A 21,796-nucleotide genomic window follows, 5' to 3' on the forward strand; every position below is an offset into this window, starting at 1 on the left:
TTGTTTTTAAACCAATGTGTTAAATTTTGATTCGATGTGGTTTCTGGCTTCTTTTTGAAATTCTTCAGGTGTTTGTTGCGTCTGTTTTTTAAAGAAACGACTAAAGTAGGGCCTGTCTGAAAAACCCAGTTCGTAGGCAATCTCTTTTATGGTTTGTTCACTGTGGATAATTTTTCGTTTAGCTTCCAGTATAATACGGTCGTGGATGATCTGCATGCCGGTTTTATTCAGTTTTTCTTTTAAAATCTGGTTCAGCCGTTTGGAGCTGATGCCGATCTTACCCGCATAAAAATCAGTATTCCTAACCTGTTGGTAATTGCTTTCCAGTAACATCAAAAATTCATAAACCCTTTTTTGCTGTACATCGTGACTGGTAAATTCGTGCTCTTTTACCTGTATCAGTTTTAACAAAAATACCTTTAACAATGCTTTGGTAATAATGAAATTGTTGCCCGCTTTCTGGTATTCATCTTCAATTAACCTGTAAATGCTGCTTAGTTCATCTGCTGTTTCTGCATTGAGCCTTAGGCATGAAAATTCGCCCTGAACATTAAAGATCTTAAACAGATCAAGCAAAAATTCTTTTTCTTCCCCTTCCAGCACCGATCTTTTAAAAGAGATTAATACTCCATTTTTGCCTGCTTTATTAAGCTGATGCACACGGTAAGGCGGAATCAGGTAAATCCAATCACCTTTGCTGTCAAATTCTGATTGTTGCAGGGCATGTAAAGGTTCCTCGTTTTTAAGCCACACAATTTCGAAAAATTCTTTCCTGCCCGGATCGTTGAGGTAGCTGGGTGGGCAGTTGCTTAAATCGCGGATGTAAATAATGGCCCTTTCCAGTTGGGTGCTTTCTGTTGATAAACTCATGATGGTTAAAGTTAAAAACTTAAATTTTTAGAGATTGGATTAAATGATAATTATGGTGGACTATTCGGAAATGGTGTTTTAATTATGGCTAATGCATGACTTTTAATGGATTGTATTTCCAAATTGTCCCATATAAGTGGCTGAATGTGTAACCCTCATTTTAACTGGCCACTATACCTTTGAACCATTAAAGCAAAAGCGGAAATGGAATCAAAAGAATCAGTAGAAACGGTCAATAATGAAACCTTAACAGATGAGCTGGATAATCAGCAATTGGCCTGGGATCTGCAAATGAACCTCGACAGGATTATAGAAGAGAATACACAACTGGCCAAAAAAGTGCAGCTTGATCAGCTTATTCCTTTCATATATCACATTCAACGGGCGAAACGGATTTTTATTACAGCGGCAGGCCGTTCGGGTTTTGCGATGCAATCGGCCGCCATGCGTTTGATGCACCTTGGGCTAACAGTGTATTATGTTGGAGATACCACAAGTCCGGCCATTAGAGCTGGCGATTTATTGATTGCAGCATCGGGTTCCGGAACAACCGGATCAATTGTAAAGGCTGTAGAAAAATCGATTGGAGCAGGAGCAAATGTAGTAGGCATTACCACCAATGCCGAATCACCTTTGGCCAAATTGTGCAATCACCTGGTTTTGGTTCCGGCCGCAGAGAAAGAAGATCATAGTAAAAAAGTATCTACCCAATATGCAGGAAGCCTTTTTGAACAATTTCTGCTCTTGCTTAACGATGCCATTTTTCAGTCACTTTGGAAATTAAGTGGCCAGCCTGCAGAAGAACTCTGGAAAAGACATGCAAATCTCGAATAACAAATTATTTAATTATATATCAATACCATCATGGCAAAATTACAAGTAGCAATAGACTTATTAACAACAGAAGAAGCATTGGCATTAGCAGCAAAAGTTGCACCTTATGTAGATATTATAGAATTGGGAACTCCATTGATCAAAAATATGGGTTCGACAGTGATTACCGCAATGAAAGCAGCACATCCTGACAAACTGGTTTTTGCAGATTTAAAAACTGCTGATGCGGGTGAACTGGAAGCTGATATCGCATTTAAAGCAGGTGCTGATTTAGTAACCGTAATGGGTGCTGCAGGAAATGCAACAATTATTGGAGCCGTTAAAGCCGCAAAAGCGCATGGTAAAGGCGTGGTTGTAGATACCATCGGTTACCCTGACCGCGTTAAAAGAGCGCAGGAAGTAACAGCGTTAGGTGTAGAATTTGTAGAACTACACGCTGGTTTAGATGAACAATGGACTGCAGGTTATTCTATCCAGGTTTTAATCGATGAGGCTGCAAGAGCTGGTGTTCCGGTTTCTATTGCAGGTGGGGTAAATATTGATAACGTTGCCGCTGTGATAAAAGCAGGCGCAATAGTAGCTGTTGCAGGCGCTGCTATTTATGGTGCAGAAGATCCGGCTGCTGCTGCAAAAGCGCTTCGCGAAGCAATTGATGCTGCGTAGGATAATGTCATTAATTTAAGGGTTTTTAACCACAGATGCACACAGATAAACACGGATTTTTATAGTTGTATTTATCTGTGTGCATTTTTTTTATCTCCCTAAGATCGGGCAATTTATAATTAAGTGATATTTAAGTTTTCTATTAATCTTGTTTGGTCCAAACCAAAGTAGCGGTATCATAACCTAAGCTTTCCGCTTTTTTTAAATATTGCTGTTTAACAGTTTCAGGGATGCTTTTGTTTCTGGATAAAATCCATAAATATTTAAGGTTGTTGCCCGCTATCAATGCATATTGATAATCTTTATCAATCTCGATTACATTATAACCAGCATAAAAAGGACCGAAAAAGGAAACCTTTAATCTCCCTTCATTACTTTCCTTCACAAATTTTGCCTTTCCAACACTCTGTTTCCATTCTTGTTTTACATAATTGTAACCACGGTTATCTACCTTGATGCTGCCATCATCTTTAAGTGAATAAGTTGCCGTTACGTTATTAAGGTTTTTCTCAAACTTAAAATCCATCCTTGCGATTTCGTACCATTTACCTAAATACTTATCTTTTTCAAATGGCTTAACAGCAGTTGCCCCTTTGGGAATAGATACGCAGGAAATGGCATTGATCGCAATAACACTCACACCTAAGGCCAGAAACAATATGGGATATCTTTTATTCATTTTTTAATTCTTTTGAAAAAAAACAAAGTTGCTCTCATATAGTTTGATGGTTTCGATTGAATTAACTTTCTGTCCTCAATATCTTCAAGGGCGGTTGGTTCAATATGCTTCTGGTACTTAATACACCTGTAATCACTACCAGTAATACGATTGAGCCAAATAACAGTACAGTTGGTATAAATGGTGGAACAAATGCGGCATCAAAAGTAAATTTGGCCAATGCCCAGCTTCCACTGATGGCTAAAATCAATCCGGCACCGGCCGTAAAGGCGCCTAAAAAGAAATATTCGATGGCATTGATCGCAAGTATCTGTTTTCTACTGGCACCCATCGTACGCAATAAAATGCTCTCTTTTATCCGCTGGTTTTTACTGGTTAATACTGACGAAATAAGCACAATCCAGCCGGTAACCATACTAAAACCCGCCATAAACTGGATTACGAAACCGATTTTGCTCAGTAATTCATCCAATAATTTTAACACAAGGTCTAAATCTATCACCGAAACATTGGGGAATTTATGGACCACTTCGCCCTGGAAACGTGCCGAAACTTCGCCCGATGGTACCCTGGTCATCAATACATGAAATTGTGGTGCCTCTTCTAATACCCCGGCAGGAAAAACAACCCTGAAATTGGTCTGCATCCGGCTCCAGTTTACCTCCCTCAAACTACCTACAACGGTCGGGATCATCATGCCCTGGACGTTAAAAAGGATTTTATCGTTTAAACCAACATTAATGGATTGGGCATAACGCTGATCTAAAGAAATATAAACGGTTTCATTGGCTTTTATTTTTCCGGTCCATTTACCCGAAGTAATTTTTTCGGCTGCGGTTAAAGTATCCTGATAAGTGGCCCTGATTTCGTTGCGGTAGGCTCTTCTGTTATTGGTATCGGCACTGGCTTTCTTTCCGTTGATTTCTTCTATCCGCATGGTAATTACTGGTACCTGGTTCATTAAGGGCAGTTTGAAAGCTTTGGTTAGGCTATCCAATCCTCCTTTTTGGGTGTTCTGAATGTCGAACATCACCATGTTGGGTTGATTTGTACCGGATGAAAGCGTAACCCGGCTCATTAATATGCCCTGGACAAAAAACAGGGTACAGATGAAAGCAGTAGATAAACCAATTGAAACCGTCAGCATTAAAGTCTGGTTGTTTGGACGGTAAAGATTGGCAAATCCCTGTCGCCACAAATAGCTCGATGAGTTCGGCAATAGTTTCCTCACCAGGAACATCAATAATTTAGACAGTACAATGAGCAGCACAAAAGCAATGGCGATACTCAAGGTAAAGGCCAGTGTTTGTATCCAGGTTTTCATCTGCAAATGGGTAAAGCCGGTAATAAAGGCGGCCATAAGCAGGTACACCAACCAGGTAAGCGGATCTCTTCTGCCGCCGGCTTTTTCGAAAGATATCCGGATGGCGTTTAATGGCGAAATTTTTCTGACCGATAGGAGTGAGGGAAGTGCAAATAGAATAGAAATAATCAATCCTAATAAAATCCCCTGACCAACAGCCGGCCACGAAACCTGCATGGTAATTTCGACCGGAAGAAAATCTTTAAGTACCAAAGGCAGTAAAAACTGAATCCCAGTACCCAAAATGGCACCCAGAACCGAGGCGACTAACCCTATAAAAAACACCTGGATCAAATAGATTAAAAAGGCATGCCTTGATTTTAAACCTAAACACCGCAAAGTAGCAATGGCGCTTAATTTCTCCTGGATATAAACGTGGATAGCACTGCCAACGCCAACGCAGCCTAAAAGCAAGGCAATAAATCCTGACAAAGCAAGAAAACGGTTAACATCTTTAAACGATCGGCCTGTTTGCTCTTTCCGCGATTCAACCGTATCGGCATCAAAACCCTCTTTTTCCAGCTGCGCATCCTGTTTCTTCACCCAGGCATCGATACCAGACGGATCGTTATACCTGAAATAAAATTTATTGTTGATGCGGCTTCCGGTTTTAATCAGGTTGGTTTTATCGAGCAGCTGCAGTGGAATATATACCGTTGGTGCAATGCTGGCGCCGATCCCGGTTTGGCCCGGGGCTTTGGTTAAAGTACCCAGGATTTTAAAATTTAGATCGCCCACTTTAACCGAATCGCCCACTTTGGCATTAAACTGCAACATCAAAGTTTGATCAACCAATGCATTCCTTCCGGTTTGAAAGTTTTTTGCTGCGGCCAGTGGAATGGTTTCTATCGTGCCATAATATGGATATTTGCCTTCAAGTGCTTTCATCTGCACCAAACGGCTGCCTCCGCCTTTCTGGAAATAGATCATGGAGGCAAATGTTTTCTCCTGCGAGCGTTCATCGCCCAGTGTATCAAGCATTTTTTGCATCGCTTTGCTTACACCTTTGCGGCTATCCAATACCAGATCGGCACCTGTAAGTTCTTTGGCCTGTGCATCGATATCCTTTTGCAGGTTATCTTTAAAAGAATATACCGCCACAAGGGCTGCAATGCCTAAAACAATGGATGAGATAAAAAGAAATAAACGTGCACGGTTTTTCCGGCTATCCCGCCAGGCCATTTTGAACAGCCAGGAAAATTTAATACTTTGTTTCGGGAGGCTATTAGGCATAAGTAGGATTTTCGTCTGAAATGATTACGCCACCTTTAATTTTGATGCTTCTTGATGTTCTGGCTGCCAGTTCAAGGTCGTGCGTTACGATGATCAAAGTGGTTCCGGCATCTTTATTTAAATCAAAAAGCAGTTTAATAACTTTTTCGCTCGTTTCTGCATCGAGGTTTCCGGTCGGCTCGTCGGCAAAAAGGATGGCCGGCTGGTTAGAGAATGCCCTTGCCAGCGAAACCCTTTGTTGCTCTCCACCCGATAATTGAATAGGATAGTGGTGTGAGCGGTCCGCAAGGCCCACTTTATCCAGCAGTTCCAACGCATGAGATTTAATATTTTTTGCCCCCCTTAATTCTAATGGCACCATCACGTTTTCGAGTGCGGTTAAAGTAGGCAAAAGCTGAAAATTCTGAAAAATGAAACCTACATATTGATTTCTCACAGCGGCGCGTTCATCCTCATTGAGTTTTTCCAAAGCAATTCCATTCAGTTCAACAGTTCCGCTGCTTGCCCTGTCCAAACCGGCACATAAACCGAGCAGTGTCGTTTTGCCACTTCCCGATGGGCCGGTAATGGCCACGGTTGATCCGGCCGCGATAGAAAAATTGATGTTATCCAAAACGGTGAGTTCCCGTCCGGCACTTTGGTAAATTTTGCTTACATTTCGGATGTTCAATATGCTTTCCAATAGCTGATTTTTTTAGGGTTTGCGTATAGATTTTAGCCAAACATAACAGGGCGTTGCCTGTTAGATAATGGTTAACGATAATTAGATATAGATTTATTAGATATGTTACGAAAACGATTAATGGGCCTATTTGTTTTGAGCCTGATCCTCTTAAGCTGTGGAAACCAACAAAGTAAAAGCAATACAGATAAAACTTTAGATTCGGCTGACCAAAAAACTTCGGTACCAGCAGCTAAAAAGAAAAATATCCTCTTTTTTGGGACGAGTTTAACTGCAGGTTACGGGCTCGATCCGACGGAAGCTTACCCGGCCCTGATCCAAAACCGGATCGACTCCTTAAAAATGCCTTATAATGTAATTAATGGTGGGTTAAGCGGAGAAACTTCTGCGGGTGGAAAAGGAAGGATTGATTGGTTACTTAAACAGCCCGTTGATATTTTTGTACTCGAACTTGGGGCGAACGATGGTTTACGCGGATTGCCTGTAGCACAAACCATTAAAAACCTTCAGGATATCATCGATCGGGTAAAAGCCAAGTATCCCGATGCAAAAATGGTTATGGCAGGCATGCAGGTTCCACCGAATATGGGGACGAAATATGCAGCAGATTTTAAGAACATGTTTCCCGACCTGGCCAAAAAGAACCAGATGGCCCTGATTCCGTTTTTATTGGATAAAGTAGGTGGCGTGCCTAAATTGAACCAGGCCGATGGCATTCATCCAACGGCAGAAGGGGATAAGATTTTAGCAGAGAATGTTTGGATAGTGTTGAAAGGTTTGTTGTAAAATCTTTAACCACAGAGGTCGCAGAGGAAAAAGCGCAGAGGGCACTGAGCGGGGTGCCTATTGCAATGCCGTTACTTAAGCTTTCGGCACAGATAAACATAATTTAACTACAACTTGTCCCAATCTTTCCTATCGTGTGGAGACATCTTTTTAAGCACTATATAAGGCACTATGCTAGCTTGCTTTGAAATAACACAGCCCTTACCGAAGTAAGACCGTCAATCCCAAGGGCCAGGAAAATCAAAAAAACAGGTGTACAACAGTACAAATGGCACTATCAAACCTAAAACGCAGTGGTTTTGTGTTTCATGTTTGCAAAAAACTTTTCACCCAGCCCTAACAAACAAAACAAAGTGCCACTGTTTTTTTGATGTGTATTGGGATTGTGTAAAAGGCCCATTGCTGGATTGACAAAGCATTTTTGCATACTTTTGATGCCTCAAAAGTTTGATGCCTTGCGGCTTAGGAGCAATAAGACTAATCTAAATATTTGTGTCCACACGATAGGATCTTTCGGGAGATAAAAGGATACACACAGATATAAAATCCGTGTTTAAAACCCCTTAACTTAACGGCATTAGTGCGTATTGTGTTGAAAATGATTTTATTAATGTTCTTATTAAGCTTTAATCAATTGTGTGTGTTATTAAAGTGTAAGCAATATTGTTTATATTTGTGCTTATGTTTGAAAAGCTATCCATATTGAAAGGACTTCATCCAGGATTTTTCCTGGAGCACGAGCTTAAAAAAAAGAAGCTTTCAAAAAGGCGGTTTGCCTTATCCCTCTCAGAACATCCGCAGACCATCGGGGCGATTACCAAAGGGAATAGGGATATGAATACTAGTCTTTCCCTACGTATTGAGGCAGCATTAGGTTTAGAAGAAGGTTTTTTGATGACACTTCAGGTTTTTTATGATATCAAAAAAGAAAAGGAAAAACAAAAATTAAAACCTGATCTCTCTGTTTTTAGTTTAACGTTGTTTTGGGATACCAAAATTGAAAATATCGATTGGAATCTTCATAAAAAATTTATCGTAAATCGTGTTTTGGAATATGGTAATGAAAAAGAAAAGCAAGAAATCCTGAGTTTTTATGGAAAGGATGCGATCGAAAAGCTAGCCTCAAAAACTTTTTATAAGCGCCCAACAAGCATTAATGGGATTAATATCATTTAATAATGATCTATTGGAATACGGTAAACGATAAATTAAAGAATTGCTTGCTGTTACTGATGGATGCACCACTATTTGAACAGTTTAGGTTGGTTGGTGGTACAGCATTGAGCTTACAATTAGGCAACCGGATTTCAATCGACATCGATCTTTTTACAGATGCACTTTACGGATCAATAGATTTCAAAAATATTGATGCTTTTTTAACTGAGCATTTCACTTATGTTTTTGGCGTATCGGATATGCCTGTAGCAATGGGAAAGTCATATCGGGTAGGAAGTGATGAAAGAGATACAGTTAAACTTGATTTTTACTATACAGATGAATTTATATTTGATCCACTGATTGTAGACGGGGTTCGGATGGCGACTAGAGAAGAAATTCTGGCTATGAAAGTCGATGTTGTCCAGCGGGGCGGAAGAAAGAAAGATTTTTGGGACCTTCATGAACTGATGGAATCATTCTCTTTTGAAGAAATGTTGTTGCTCCATCAAAAACGTTACCCATATCATCATGATCCTTTACATATTCGGGAGAATATGACCAATTTTGATTCTGCTGATGAAGACCCTGATCCAGTCTGTTTAAAAGGGAAACATTGGGAATTGATAAAGTATGATCTGATTACATTTTTAGAGAACTTTAAGAAGTAACATACAGCTAACTTCTCACTCCTGCCTAAAACTTTTTAGCGTTCCATCATTATTAAACTGGATATCGTAACGCTCGCGTGTGCCATTTATCGATCTTGGGTTCCAGCGCATTCCATTATCCCAAATGGTGATGTAAGCATCTGATGTTGGCTTTGCGCCTTCAACCTGTGCAGCTTTCGCATTATAATTCTTTATTACTTTTTGTGCATCTGCAAAATGCACTTCGCTTAAAGGGAGTGTCCGGCGTTCGATATTTCTCGCCAGTACGGGTTCTGGTTCCGACCATTTATCATCCTTGTATTTGTAGGCATCTACATATTTAGGATTATCAGGATGCTGCAATGCCAGATTAATGGACCCATCCTCATAAAAATGAATGGATTCATATAATACAATTTCTTTATTTCGGTACCGGGGCAATTTTTTGAGTTGACCTTCTGCCTTTGCTAGTTCTATAGCGCTTAATATCCCTTTTTTAGCTTTTACTAGCAGTTTTTCTGTATCCATGTTTTTAAGGCCGCCTTGTGGCAATTTCATTTCTTTTAGAAACTCGTTTACCCTTTTTTGTATTTCTTTGGCTGCAGAAGGATCATTCTTTTGCTTGAGTAATTCAATGTCGTGGAACATCTCTTTTGCCTTAAGCTCCATTTCGGGTGTGTTAACGGTGTCACCGTTTATCACTATCGTTTTCTCCTGCTGACGCTGCACAGAAGTGGTTGTACTGATTTTAGTAGTTCCTGTATCCTCGCCATTTGTATCAAAGTGATTTTCTTTATTATATTTTTTAGCCAGCGAATCGTTGGGATGAAAGGTTTCATCTACACTTTGGGTGATTTGCCTGCAACTCAAAGTAAACAGGCTAACCAGTATAATTAAACTATAAAATTGCTTTAGGTTTTTCATCAGAATTCTCCTTCAACTTCATTTAAATCTTTCTCGAAAGCAGCATGCTGCGGATCTTCTTTGAGGTAAAAAATAGAAACATATTCCTGTTTGGTAATATCCAGATCGAGCAGGTTTACAATTTTTTTGATGTTCACCCTGTGCTTATGGTTAAACTGATCGGCAAATTCGAGCTCAAAATTAACCATTGGCTGCTCGTTGATGTAAGTTCCGGTTTGGTTGGCCTTTAACAGCTTAGCATTAGTTTGTGTACCTTTAAATTTAATCTGGAATAATTTATCAGGTTTGCCAATAAATTTTCTGAGGATAAAAGTTCCGAAAGCACGGTAAAGTAACAGTGTAAACGCACAAGTTAACAGTGGGTGGCCAATACTCATAAAACGCCAGCCCATGCCTTCGCTTTCCGAATAATAAGAATAAACATAATAAGCAACAACAATAGCAGCAAAGCTTAGCCAGGCCAGGTTAGTAAGAACAATAATCATTTTCCTCATACTTACTTCTGTAGTCGCAAAAATAAAATAAGGGGCATTTTTCACCTCTTTATCTAACAAAATACCCACGTTTTTGCCAACTTCATAACGGCGTTCGTATGGTTTTGAATCGTTTACCTCAGTTTTTTGAGTAATCGTGCTGCCCACCAGGTTTTTAAACTGTAGCGTAAGTTCGTAGCTATCGTAAGCTGCTCCTGATCTCGAGATTTTTGCCGATTTTAATATCCTGGCCTCACGCGGTTCGCCAGTGATTTTAAGTTTTTCTATGTTCCGTTTGATCAAAAAGGGACGGACTACCCATTTCCGGTAATAACCAATTAACAATACAGTCCAGAACAGGATAGATATGGTAAGCAAAGCAAGCGAATACCATGGATTGCTGTCCATCAGATTGGGCATGTTCTCGCTTTTGATGTTGTAATATAGCAACATGGGGAATGGTATAGCGAAAAAAAACATGTAAATGGTCCAGAATATCGAAAGTCCTTTACTGATGTTGTAGTTCATTACTGCTTATTTAATTTTAATATTTTGTATTGTTCAAAACTTTGGTTTATAGCGGTGTAAAATGCGGTATTAATCATTAAAAGGAATAGCAGGCACCCATTGTTTTTGTTTTTAAGATCGCAAAGAATACGAACAACTCCTGATCTTTTAATCACGCTGTGTTTTACGAATAAATGAATTTGTTGAATCACTCTTTTTCCGCTAATATCCCTTCTTCAACCTGGTTAATGATCCGTAGCATCATGATTTCGAAAGTTTCGTTTGCAAGGCTTTTATGCGTTAGCGGTATTACATAATCATCTAAAAAGACTCCTATGTTATCCTGATTGTAGCGGACTGTGCCAAAATTCCCGTTGCGGTCGGAGTAGAGATAATCTGCCTCTTCATTACCCCAGTCTGTTCTGTATAATCCAAAACACTTATAATTGTTATTTAAGTATTGTAACTGTTCACTGTTCAGGTATTCGCCTTCTTCCAGTTCATAACGATCATTAACCCAGCAAAATTTGATATAATCAATGAGTCCCATTGAATTGCATCGGTACCATTTATTTTCATCTGCGATGCTTTCCAGCAAATATATTCAGGCGTATCAATAGTAATGGCAAACATTTCTCTGCTATAAGGAGTTAGGCCTCCTAAATTGGTATAGAAAGATGCCAGATCTGACGGGATTGGAATTTGAAACTCATGTTGTAGCCGGGTCATCTCATCTGGTGTAGCTGCAGGCTCAAAAGAAATTTCCTTATATTTTCCAACCCTGCTGTTAAATAAGGTAATCTGATTTTTAATTTCCTGTATCATTTTACCTGTGTTTTTATGCCTCGTTAAAATATTGCCCAAACCATTTGTCGAAATTTTCTTTGTGTTTTTCCTGGGCTGTTTTAATCAGTTCATTGGGTGCTTCAATCTGGTCGAAGTTGTAATCACCTTTCATCCATTTTAAATATTCGGCTAAATCATCGCTTTCTTCGTAGCTCTTTTCATTTTTAAAGAAATATGTCTGATCAAAATCGACCCAGATTTCGGTATCATAGGTGAGCAGATGCAACAGTTCTAAAACGTTTTCTGCCACTACATGCACGCCGCCTTCATCGCCAAATACCACTATGGGCATCTGGTTTAAAGCTTTATTGGTACCATCGTTCCAGATGGCATAAAAGGAGCCCGAACCGTTTGCCTGTGCGAAAGGGATTAATGGGTTTAAAAAGTTTTCATCCTCGCTCCAGCTACGTAATCCTGATTTATCGTCGATTAAAACACCAAAACCCTGTACATAATTTTCGAAAGAAGAAATGTTGTTCTGAAAATAAATCAGTTTTTCAAGTTCGACAGGGATTTCGTTTAATCCTAAATTTTGTTTGAAATCAATAATGTTTATCATGGTAGGTTAGTTAATAAGTAATTGAATGAAACAGCAACGATTAAAAAGGCATCTTTTTTACTTCAATGCCGTTATCCCTGGCATAGGCCTCGGCAATGTCCCAAAGCGTATTGTATTTCTGTACAAAAGCATCATAACTTTTATTATCCATTTCAGTTATGGCCTGATTAATATCGATTTCCGCGGCATGGCCATCAATCATCTTTGCAACCTTCAGGTGATCGGTCTCATAGCTTTTTAGCACAAAAGCATAGAGATCAAGCGCTGCATCGATCATTGGTTTTGTTTTTTTTGTAGGTTGCAATTCTTTTATCTTTTTTACATTGCGTTCTACAGTTGCGATCGAGTTATTTTTAAGATATTTCTCACAGGTATTAAAATCAGTCGTGTTTGCGCCTCCCTTAATGTACCTTAGATAAGTATTAAAATATTGCCCGCCAAAACGCGATATGGAATTGGTATTTAAAGCTACGCGGTCAAAATATTCTTCTGGCGTGTTTAAAGAAAATTCGCATGCGGTGATGGTTAAAACCATCACCATTAGCATGACATTTTTGAAGTTGAGGCGCATAAACATCTTAGTATTTATTTACAGCAGAATTTTTTTCTTCGAACATTTTACCGATCAATGGAACAGGTTTCATGGCGCCGTTTGCTGCATTGATCATCCCCATAATCCATAAAATAATAAATACAAACCCGATTAAGCCTAAGAATGATAAGCTGGGGATCATTGTTGCCACTATATTTAAAACCACACTGAAGATAATGTTCACAATGGCCAAACCTAACGATTGTCTTAAATGGTATTTAAGTAGTGCATCGGCTTTGTCTTTTCCGATGAAATAAGCAATTAACCAACCAATAATGGTGATGTAAGAAATGATTGCAAGAGATTTGTTGTTCATGATTTAAGTTTTTTAGCGTGAAAATTATTTGAATCAAAGTTGAAGCTAATCAGCAGGATTTTAAAGCTTTTGCCGCCTACAGAGCATCTACTGCATTTTGTAAAAACGTCTACAATACATCTACAGATGTTGTTAAGATATTGATATGTAGTGTTTTATTTATTTTAGTTGTTTTTGTTTTTCGTCTACAATTATATCCACCTTTCAATCTTTATGCTAATTTTACGATATGAAACATCTGGTTTTTAAAAAGATATTACTCTTAGCTGGAATATTTTCAGGTTGTTTTGCAGCAGTTGCGCAGACTTTACTGGATAGTACTGCGCTCGATAACCTGAGCGAAAAAGATAAACCGGCATTGCTTACACAGCTGGCGGAGCGGAGCAGGATTAACGGCGATTATAAAGCGGGTATTGCAAAAGCCGAAAAGAGTGTAGCATTGGCATTAAAGTTTAAAAACTATACAGAAGCTACAAAGGCCTATACCGTAAAAGTGGCCATATATACCACTACCAAGGAATTTATGTTATCGAAAAAGACGAGTGATACCACTTTGTCTCTTGCCCAACAATCGCGCAAGCCCATTGCTTTAGCCTATGCTTATTATGCACAAGCCTTGTTCTATAATGCCATTGATAACAGTGAGCAGATTACCAGATACTGCCAGCTCGCGTTAAAATCGTTGGGGGAAACATCAGATCCGTACCTCAGTGCCAAAATATATTACCAGTTATATATGCTAAACTCGCGGAGGGATGATGTTAAAAATGTAAATAAATATGCCATTGCAGCTACTGAAAATGCCTTAAAAACAACCGATTATAACCTGTTGAGCAATTGTTATACTGCTTTATCGGTTGCGGCCGATTATAACTATGCCAGTACCAAAAATGAAGCGTTACGCGATAGCATCATCTACTATTTAAACAAGGCACAAAATCTTTACCTACAATACCCTAATTACGTTGCCCGAAAAACTTATGCCATTTCCTGTATCAATAGTGCCGATTATTATTTAAGGTACTTCTCCGATACCGATCAAACTGCAAAGGCAAATGCGATCCGTTATGCCAGCATGGCGAATGAGGTAATGAAGGGTGCAATTAATGGTGAAGAAGTACGGGCAAGTAGTCTGGGCATTTTAAGCGAATACGCCAAAAGGGACAAAAATTTTGTAATGGCCGAAGCTTATTTGCAGGAAGCCTATAGCGTATTGATAAACAAAAAGGTACCTTATTATTATACTTTAATTAATGTGGTAACCGCGCTATCGAACTTTTATGAGCAGCGCGGCAATTACGAAAAAGCACTCGATTTCCAAAAAAAAGCAACGACGTTTAATAACAAGTATTTCGATGAAAAGCGCACACTAAATGCCCAGAAACTGGAGGTACAGTACGAGGCCGAAAAAAAAAACAATGAAGTAAAGTTATTAAAGCAAAGCGAGCAGTATGCCCGTCAGCAAAAATACCTTTATATCGGGATTGCCATTGCTTCGATATTGGGCCTGATATTTATGTTCCGCTCTTACCATTTTAGGTTAAGGTACTCGTTACAGCGCGAAAAGCAGCTGCATTTGGAAAAACAGGATGCTGAACTGCAAATGAAACTCGAAAAAGAAGAGCAGGCAAGGTTAAAGGCCGAACAGCTTTTATTGGAAAGCCAGCAGCAACAATTACAGAAAGAGGTAATGGCCAGTCAGTTACAATTGGAACATAAAAAGGAAATGCTATTCCAGATCAAGGAAAAACTTAGCGATAACCACCAGTTCAACATCAATAAAATCTGGAACGAGGAGCTGCTTTTGGATAACGACTTCGAAGAAGCCAAATTTCAGATCCAGCAGGTACACCCCGAATTTTTCTCTTTGTTAAATCAGAGGGCACATCAAAAACTCACCTCGCTCGATCTAAAACTTTGTGCTTACCTCCATTTAAAAATGGATACCAAAAAAATTGCCCAATTGATGCATATTGAAGCCAAAAGTGTGCGCATGAGCCGCTACCGGATAAAGCAAAAACTGGGCTTGGGAAAAGAAGAAGATTTGAACCTGTTTTTACAGAATATGGGGTAAGTTTACACCATCCTTATAGTGCATTAAAATCCCAATCAGGTTACCAATTACGGATTTAGAAACCGGTCGTCATTTCGATCCGGTAGCTATCGGATGAAGCGCAGGCAACATCGTTCAAAGATTTCTCCACCACGGGCGAAATGACGATTCACTTATACCTATCCTCAGGGCATTATTATCGTGCCGTCATCCTCGCGCATGCAGTGATCTTAATGCCAAATCTTATACCGCATTATAAATTTCCACTTATAAAATAGGGTGATTATACGGTGTTTTAATACGTCAAAATGTAGTTATTTAGGGTAGTATATGCCTGTCCATTCCAAAGGCAATATTAACCAAAAACAAACATAAACTGCTCAAAAATGAAAACACTAAAACTGGAAGAAAGATTAGATGAAGTATGGAAACACTGTCAACGCGGATTAGTTTATCCTTCGCCCTTCGCTATTTTTACCACTTTTTGGACAAAAACACGCGTACAACGTTCGCAATTGGCCGATCTGATGGCTTCCGTAAGAAAAGAAATCAATACCAATGCCGAACTCAAGGATAGGAATACTTCGGTAATATTAGGCGTTTCCTTCAAAAACTGGGCAGGAATCTGCAATAGCGACAAGTTGCCTTTACCGAAAGGCATGCGCCTCAATTTCCCATCCGAAGCCGATCCTTATACTTCCGACGTTTTTGATGCATCAAAAGGTGTGTTCGATGATACCGAAGGGGATATCTGGTTCCACATTAAAAGCGACAGTAAAAATGCCTGCGAAGTGGTATTGGAACTTATTGTAAATACACTGAAAGAGTTAACCAAACATTATTTTGCACAGGATGCCGCTTCAAAATCAAACAGTAAAGATGGCAATAAAGGCAAGGTGCTGGGCTGTCGTTTTTCTGAAAACCTCAACAATCCTTCCGATCCCATCACCATTGCCAAGCAGACCTTGATTGGGGGGGAAGATATCGATCATTTGGGTGGCTCATTTGTGTTGGCTCAACGTTTTGTGATCAACTGGAATCAGATCAACATGATGACGGAAGATCAGATTGAAGACCTGATCGGCCGAAAAACCGACGATACCATTATCCCAGACCGCGATTCACGCAGCCACATTAAATCGGCAAGGATTCAGGATGAAAATGGCAATACCACGCCTATCTTGCGTTTAGGACTGCCTTTTGGTCGGGCTAAACAATCTTCTATCGGTTTCAGGGCACCAAAATCGGTAACCGTTTCTGATGAAGAAGGCATTTATTTCGCTGGTTTCGCCAAAGAAGCATCCAGCCTCGAAAACATCATGAGCAACCAGATTGGCGGAGACAAAGGTTTTATGAACGACCGTTTGTTCAATCACCTTAAATCCGATCTGGGCGGCTTTTTCTATATCCCCAGCATCAACGATCTTGGCCTGGATCAACATCCCGATTACAGCAATAATTTCTCTTTTATGGAGAAAGGCGACTGGTCGAGGTTTCCAGGGGTAGATTGGTCGCGGTTAGACCGCCATTATCAGGATGCTTCTAAAAACGGGCTGATGTACTACAATCACCAGAATTACCTGTTTACCATGTCGACCGGTATTAACAGGCACAATCAATATTTTAAAGTGCCGAGCAACAGGATCCTGAGCCTGATGGAAAACATTTTTTCTTTATGGCAGGATAACTGGTACTTTAACCGCAAGCAGGAAGAGATTAAAGAAGACCTTCAATATTATATTAACGCTTACAAAGGGGCCGACAAACCTGCCGATATCATGAAAGAATCCATCATGGTAAGGAAAGGATGGGCTGTGCGCATGAGTTTGCAGTTATTCAGTTCTCCGGAATATGGTTTCCGCGGACGTAAAATCCGCTTCCCTGATGGCAGTTTACATGCCTATTCTGCCTTTATCGAAGCAAAAGGCGAATGTGTATATGGCTCGGATACCTACCGGATTTCGCCTGAAGAAATTATTGTGGGTGCCATGCCAAACCTCTCCTTAGGAGAAGGACGTTATGTGATGAAATACCTTTCCGAAACTGAACGCATGGATGGCTTTTTGAGCAACCTGAGTGAAGCTTCCGGTGTTGGTCACGTGATTCCGCATTACGAAAAAGCGATACAAAAAGGCCTGAAACAGATGAAAGAGGAGGTATTGGCTTACGAACAACAAGCAACTACAGCCGAACTGAAAGATTTTTACCGATCTTCTTATTTATCTTTAGAAGGCATTACCGAATACATCCTTAACTATGAAAAATTAGCAAGGGAAACGGCAGATAAAATGGCTGAAGGACAGGCCTGGGAAAAAGCCAACCTGCTGGCCATTGCCGAAAGGATGAAAAAACTGGCCCATGATAAACCCGAGACTTTTGTAGAAGCCGTACAGTTTATCTTTACGTTGCACTCTTGTCTACACCTGAATGGAGAACCTACTGCAATCGGCAGGATGGACCAGCTGTTACAACCTTTTTATGAAAAAGGTGATGTTTCGGAAGATGAAGCACAGGAAATTATCGATGCTTTTTACATTAAATTAGACGAAAAAGTACAGCAGAACCGGATCTTTATGGAAGATCACCAGCCTTTTGGTAACCTGGCAATGGGAGGGGCCTCTGGTCCTTACCCTCAGGGCGCTTCTTTAGGCCAGTGGATCCAGCAAATTACCGTGGGTGGAACCGTAGCCGATGGTACGGTAGATTTTGCTTCGAGCAAACCCGCGTATAATGATGTAACCAAACTCTTTATCCGTGCTTCGGGGAGGCTGCCTTTAAATGCACCTTGTTTATCGCTGCGTACGCGTAAAGATATTCCAACAGAAATCCTCGAGGAGGCGGCCCACGCCATCCTTTCGGGCGGTGCACACCCGATATTACTCAACGACGAAAAAATTATCGAAGGACTTTACCGCAGTGGTGATGATGTGGGTGGAGGCCTCGGCGCTGATCATAAAAACTGGAATTCTGCAGTAAGCATGCAATCGGCACAGAATTATGCCTGCGATGGTTGTTATGAGCCACAATTTCCGGGAGAAAACTGGTTCTCACTGGGTGGTTTTTCTACCTTACAACCTTTAGAATGTGCCTTAAACCAGGGCAGGACCTATTCTTCGGCAGGGCAATCGTACCTGTTCGGACAAAATATTTCGCTTAATTCGAAGCCTGCCGATCAGATCAAGAGTTTTGATGAACTGGTTAAAATCTATTTCCAGCATTTCGAACTCCTCAACCGGAAAGCCTTTAACGGACAGTTGATGGGTTTTGGTGCCAATACAAAATTCTGCCCATCACCGATATTAAATGTATTAATGGACGATTGTTTAGCCCGCGGACTGGACTTTTACAGTGGTGGTACCAAATACAACATTTATGGTCCATGTTATATTTCGTTAAGCTCAACCATTAATTCATTATATGCCATTAAAACCATGGTATTTGATGATAAAAATGCGGTAACCACCCTGCCCGAATTGTTAGAATGTTTATGCTGCGATTGGGGTTATAAAATGACTGAACCTTTTATCAGCACTTTAGCCGGAGATTCGCGCATTACCAGCCGTTCAGACCGTTTTAAACGTTTAAGGGACATTGCCTTAAGTTTGCCACGCTACGGCCGCGGACACCAGGAAATTGATACTTTCGGGAACAAGATTGTAGAAGGCATTGCGAGGATTTCGGTAGAAACTTTTACCAAACCACTGCCACAAATGTACAGTGCCTTGCAAAACCTGGCTGCACGTTATGGTACAGAAGAATATCCTTTCGGGATTCAGATCCAGCCGGGCGTGGGTACTTTCGAAAACCATGTAGAAATGGGTGCCTGGAATGGTGCAAGTGCCGATGGACGAAGATTGGGTACCGCAGTAGCTTCCGATTTAAGTTCGGCACCAAGCCCGATGGATTTACCGATCGACCATCAATATGCCAGCTTCGAAACTTCGCTTGCGGGCTTTGAGGGAAAAGGTACCGACCTGATGACAGATGGCGCACCAACCGATTATAATATCGACGAAAATTATCCTGCAGATAAAATCGTAAAAGTAATGCAGCAATTTGCTGAAGGCCATTCTTCGAATATCTTAACCATTACGGTAGCCAGTCCTGATACTTATGGCCAAGCCGTGGGCTCGCCAGAACAGTTCGATCTGTTGCGTGTACGCACAGGCGGTTGGTCTAACTTCTTTACTTCGGTGTTCCCGCTCACGCAAGATCAGCACCGCAGAAGACCGGTTTCTACACCAGAAGTGGTAGCACATAAAATGGAGGGTGATATTAGTAAATGTCCGTTCCACCATAAAATGGCGGAGGGGTAAGGCAGAAAATAATAAACCGCCTGTAGGAGATTACGGGCGGTTTTCACAAACCTATAAGGTCTTAAAGACCCTTATAGGTTTAAAAATAGAGGCATCGTCATCTTGGCCGAAGCAATGCGGAGTGGAGAGATCTTTGAAGCTGGTTGTTGAAATAAAATTTAAAAGATTTCTTAAGTCTTGCTAGTGCATCCGTGCGTATTCTAGCGCAAGTGTTAATACCAGGCCCGAGTAAAGGCCTGATTTGGGCATTCGTTAAACCAGTGCATTAGATTTTCCTAAAATCTTAATACACAAGTCATCCGGCCCAAGTGCTTCAATCACGAAGACTTGAGATAGAAACAAACTTTTATGTATTTTTAGTTAGAAATATTCTTTACTTTTTTGGTATGATCAAGATAGGAATTTTAATATGTCCAAATTCAGATATGGAGGCTCTTGCCATTAGACAAAGCCTTGAATATTTTGGCTACGAGGTTTATGTCAAGTTTATTGGAAGACCAAATGACTTCAGAAATTTTTTACAAAACAAGTTATTTTCGGAAAGCATTAATTTTTTTATACTATGTTTTCATGGAGTAGGCGGAGGATTTGTGATGCCAAAGCTTTCAAATGAAATTTATGCCATAAATGAAGTAAGAAATAAATTTGATAATAAAAATGTCGAGAAATATTGTTCATTAAATAATAAGGTTATTTTTTCAACAGCATGTACCGTGGGTGAAAAAAATATGGCAGATGTTTTTACAAAAAACAATTCAATTTTTATTGCTCCAAAAGGTTATATCGAAGGTAATTCAGCATATATTTTCGTTATAAGTTTTCTTTATAATTATTTAATTAACGAAGATTTAAATAAAGCTTTTGCTATTGCGCATGGGATAGATCGTGAAACTAGGCAGTTTATGTTTTTCTCAGTCTAGCGTAAGTCTTAGCACCTGGTCCAAGCAAAGGCCTGACTTGGGCTTTCGTTAAACCCTCTAATCGTTCATATTAAAAAAATCTAAAACCCTTGGAGAAATCCTCAAATCAGGTCGAAATAACATAATTCCCTTAATAAAATGTTTTTTTAACTCTTCACCATTTTTAATGGAAAAGGGTGTTTCAAAAGTAATGGCTTTACACACGATTTTATTTGTAGCGTAGTCCTGATGGTAAACAAGCAATTCTATACTTACATCATCACCATCCGAGAGGTCAACATCGTACTTTTTGTTAAGGTTTGGCTGTAATGAATCAAAAGTAATCGATTTAACTATTTTAAGATTTTGGACATGATGAAAACCCTGTTGATCAACAAGTACCCCTGTAATTTTATTGCCTTGATCTTCGCTAATTTGTTTGAAGAAAGTCCGTATTAGAAAAAACAGTAAAAGTAGTGCGAGTACTGCTGATAAAATTTTTAAAATAGTATCTATGTCGCTAGACGAAAGGACGGTGATTGTTATTACAGTTATTCCTGAAGCAGTTATTGCATACAGCAGGTAGCCAACTGCTTTTGCCAGAAACGTTGCTTTTTCTGCCCGTACCGATTGTTTGGCTTGAAATTCATTACCCCGGGTATCCATTATGTTTGCTGCATTCTCCAACCTACTCCGGAATTTTATCCATAACCGAAATATCCACAGGGATTTTTGTCTCCTTTTTGGTGCCGTCAGGCATTTCAAATTCCATATCAATGTAGCCTTTCAGGGTATTAAACTTATGGTTCAGCTTGATCTCGATTCCTAAATTTTGGCTGAGCACCTTATCATAATCCCACAGTGCAAGTTTCTGTAAATAAACTGCTCTTCCGTTATCAATAAATTTCAGTTTTTCATTCTTCTCGTTGGTCAGTTCGTAGCTTTTAAAAGTATAAGTGGCGAAATCAGAGATGTCATCATCTTTTGCCACAATTGTGCCCTTATTTTTATTGAATTCATCCTGGTTCTTTTTAGATAAAGGATACCTGGTGATGATTCCAAACAGATCTGCTGGTTGTTTTTTAACTTCCGTAAGGTCTGTAATACTGGCTCTTGCATTTTTGGTAATGTCGTTTAAAAATGCTTTGCTCTCCACTTCAGTATAAGGGTAATTAGAATGTTGACAAGAGCATAGTAAGGTTAGAATTATAACTAAGAGCAGGTAATTTTTCATTTTGATTTATTTGGTAGTGTATTCAAATTTAGGATAAAATTCGCAAACCTATAAGGTCTTAAAGACCCTTATAGGTTTAAAATAGATCAGTCTCTAATTTTCGGAATGGAGAGATCTTTGAAGTGAGTTGCTTAAATTTAGGATCTAAATGGCAGTGGTTAT

20 protein-coding genes are annotated in these 21,796 nt (G+C 39.8%); 8 read left to right on the forward strand and 12 right to left on the reverse strand.

Features of this window, described 5'->3' with window-relative positions:
* Positions 1–6 precede the first annotated feature (6 nt).
* Positions 7–870: a helix-turn-helix domain-containing protein gene (locus U859_RS0106270; protein WP_025142570.1), complete on the reverse strand. Its 864-nt coding sequence runs from the start codon at positions 868–870 to the stop codon at positions 7–9.
* Between the two features lie 204 nt (positions 871–1,074).
* Here U859_RS0106270 and hxlB point away from each other — a divergent pair, with 204 nt between their 5' ends.
* Positions 1,075–1,704, forward strand: a complete 630-nt coding sequence (gene hxlB, locus U859_RS0106275) for a 6-phospho-3-hexuloisomerase (protein WP_025142571.1) — start codon at positions 1,075–1,077, stop codon at positions 1,702–1,704.
* A 30-nt stretch (positions 1,705–1,734) separates the two neighbouring features.
* Positions 1,735–2,367, forward strand: a complete 633-nt coding sequence (gene hxlA, locus U859_RS0106280) for a 3-hexulose-6-phosphate synthase (protein ID WP_025142572.1) — start codon at positions 1,735–1,737, stop codon at positions 2,365–2,367.
* A 142-nt stretch (positions 2,368–2,509) separates the two neighbouring features.
* On the opposite strand, the gene U859_RS0106285 is transcribed toward hxlA, so the two are convergent.
* From U859_RS0106285 to U859_RS0106295, 3 genes are all read right to left on the reverse strand, one after another.
* Complete coding sequence (locus U859_RS0106285; RefSeq protein ID WP_025142573.1) at positions 2,510–3,046, reverse strand: lipocalin family protein; 537 nt, start codon at positions 3,044–3,046, stop codon at positions 2,510–2,512.
* A gap of 61 nt (positions 3,047–3,107) precedes the next feature.
* Entirely contained in the window at positions 3,108–5,642 is a 2,535-nt protein-coding gene (locus U859_RS0106290; RefSeq protein WP_025142574.1) for an ABC transporter permease, read from the reverse strand.
* Complete coding sequence (locus U859_RS0106295) at positions 5,635–6,324, reverse strand: ABC transporter ATP-binding protein (RefSeq protein ID WP_025142575.1); 690 nt, start codon at positions 6,322–6,324, stop codon at positions 5,635–5,637. Before U859_RS0106295 ends, U859_RS0106290 begins: the two co-directional genes overlap by 8 nt.
* Before the next feature lie 102 nt (positions 6,325–6,426).
* On the opposite strand from U859_RS0106295, the gene U859_RS0106300 reads away from it, so the two are divergent.
* From U859_RS0106300 to U859_RS0106315, 3 genes are all read left to right on the forward strand, one after another.
* The gene (locus tag U859_RS0106300; protein WP_025142576.1) at positions 6,427–7,110 is read left to right on the forward strand and encodes an arylesterase; all 684 of its coding nucleotides are present in this window, start codon (positions 6,427–6,429) and stop codon (positions 7,108–7,110) included.
* A gap of 681 nt (positions 7,111–7,791) precedes the next feature.
* Positions 7,792–8,286, forward strand: coding sequence for a transcriptional regulator (locus U859_RS0106310; RefSeq protein WP_025142577.1), 495 nt, complete (start codon positions 7,792–7,794; stop codon positions 8,284–8,286).
* Positions 8,287–8,342: 56 nt separating this feature from the next.
* Entirely contained in the window at positions 8,343–8,936 is a 594-nt protein-coding gene (locus tag U859_RS0106315) for a nucleotidyl transferase AbiEii/AbiGii toxin family protein (protein ID WP_240183020.1), read from the forward strand.
* A gap of 15 nt (positions 8,937–8,951) precedes the next feature.
* Here U859_RS0106315 and U859_RS30935 read toward each other — a convergent pair whose 3' ends face one another.
* From U859_RS30935 to U859_RS0106345, 6 genes are all read right to left on the reverse strand, one after another.
* Entirely contained in the window at positions 8,952–9,839 is an 888-nt protein-coding gene (locus U859_RS30935) for a hypothetical protein (protein WP_025142579.1), read from the reverse strand.
* Positions 9,839–10,840 carry a hypothetical protein gene (locus tag U859_RS0106325; RefSeq protein WP_205314377.1) on the reverse strand — a complete coding sequence of 334 codons (1,002 nt, stop codon included), beginning with the start codon at positions 10,838–10,840 and terminating at the stop codon, positions 9,839–9,841. The genes U859_RS30935 and U859_RS0106325 overlap by 1 nt, the downstream gene beginning before the upstream one ends.
* Positions 10,841–11,027: 187 nt before the next feature.
* Positions 11,028–11,369, reverse strand: coding sequence for a hypothetical protein (locus U859_RS0106330; protein WP_162799882.1), 342 nt, complete (start codon positions 11,367–11,369; stop codon positions 11,028–11,030).
* Between the two features lie 288 nt (positions 11,370–11,657).
* A complete protein-coding gene (locus U859_RS0106335) occupies positions 11,658–12,224 on the reverse strand; it encodes a hypothetical protein (RefSeq protein WP_025142582.1) in 567 nt (188 codons plus the stop codon).
* 40 nt (positions 12,225–12,264) lie between these two features.
* Entirely contained in the window at positions 12,265–12,795 is a 531-nt protein-coding gene (locus U859_RS0106340) for a hypothetical protein (RefSeq protein WP_162799883.1), read from the reverse strand.
* 7 nt (positions 12,796–12,802) lie between these two features.
* Entirely contained in the window at positions 12,803–13,132 is a 330-nt protein-coding gene (locus tag U859_RS0106345) for a DUF4870 domain-containing protein (RefSeq protein ID WP_025142584.1), read from the reverse strand.
* Between the two features lie 229 nt (positions 13,133–13,361).
* Here U859_RS0106345 and U859_RS0106350 point away from each other — a divergent pair, with 229 nt between their 5' ends.
* From U859_RS0106350 to U859_RS0106360, 3 genes are all read left to right on the forward strand, one after another.
* Complete coding sequence (locus U859_RS0106350; RefSeq protein ID WP_025142585.1) at positions 13,362–15,206, forward strand: helix-turn-helix transcriptional regulator; 1,845 nt, start codon at positions 13,362–13,364, stop codon at positions 15,204–15,206.
* A 365-nt stretch (positions 15,207–15,571) separates the two neighbouring features.
* On the forward strand, positions 15,572–19,501 hold the full coding sequence (locus U859_RS0106355) for a Dyp-type peroxidase (RefSeq protein ID WP_025142586.1): 3,930 nt from the start codon (positions 15,572–15,574) through the stop codon (positions 19,499–19,501).
* Positions 19,502–19,887: 386 nt separating this feature from the next.
* Positions 19,888–20,421 (forward strand): hypothetical protein, encoded by a 534-nt coding sequence (locus U859_RS0106360; protein WP_025142587.1) that lies wholly within the window; start codon positions 19,888–19,890, stop codon positions 20,419–20,421.
* A 57-nt stretch (positions 20,422–20,478) separates the two neighbouring features.
* On the opposite strand, the gene U859_RS0106365 is transcribed toward U859_RS0106360, so the two are convergent.
* Together U859_RS0106365 and U859_RS0106370 are read right to left on the reverse strand one after the other, a co-directional pair.
* Entirely contained in the window at positions 20,479–21,066 is a 588-nt protein-coding gene (locus U859_RS0106365; RefSeq protein WP_025142588.1) for a hypothetical protein, read from the reverse strand.
* Between the two features lie 22 nt (positions 21,067–21,088).
* A complete protein-coding gene (locus tag U859_RS0106370) occupies positions 21,089–21,634 on the reverse strand; it encodes a hypothetical protein (RefSeq protein WP_025142589.1) in 546 nt (181 codons plus the stop codon).
* Positions 21,635–21,796: the final 162 nt, after the last annotated feature.

Origin of the sequence: Pedobacter jeongneungensis (assembly GCF_000633455.1) — a bacterium.
GTDB lineage: Bacteria > Bacteroidota > Bacteroidia > Sphingobacteriales > Sphingobacteriaceae > Pedobacter > Pedobacter jeongneungensis_A.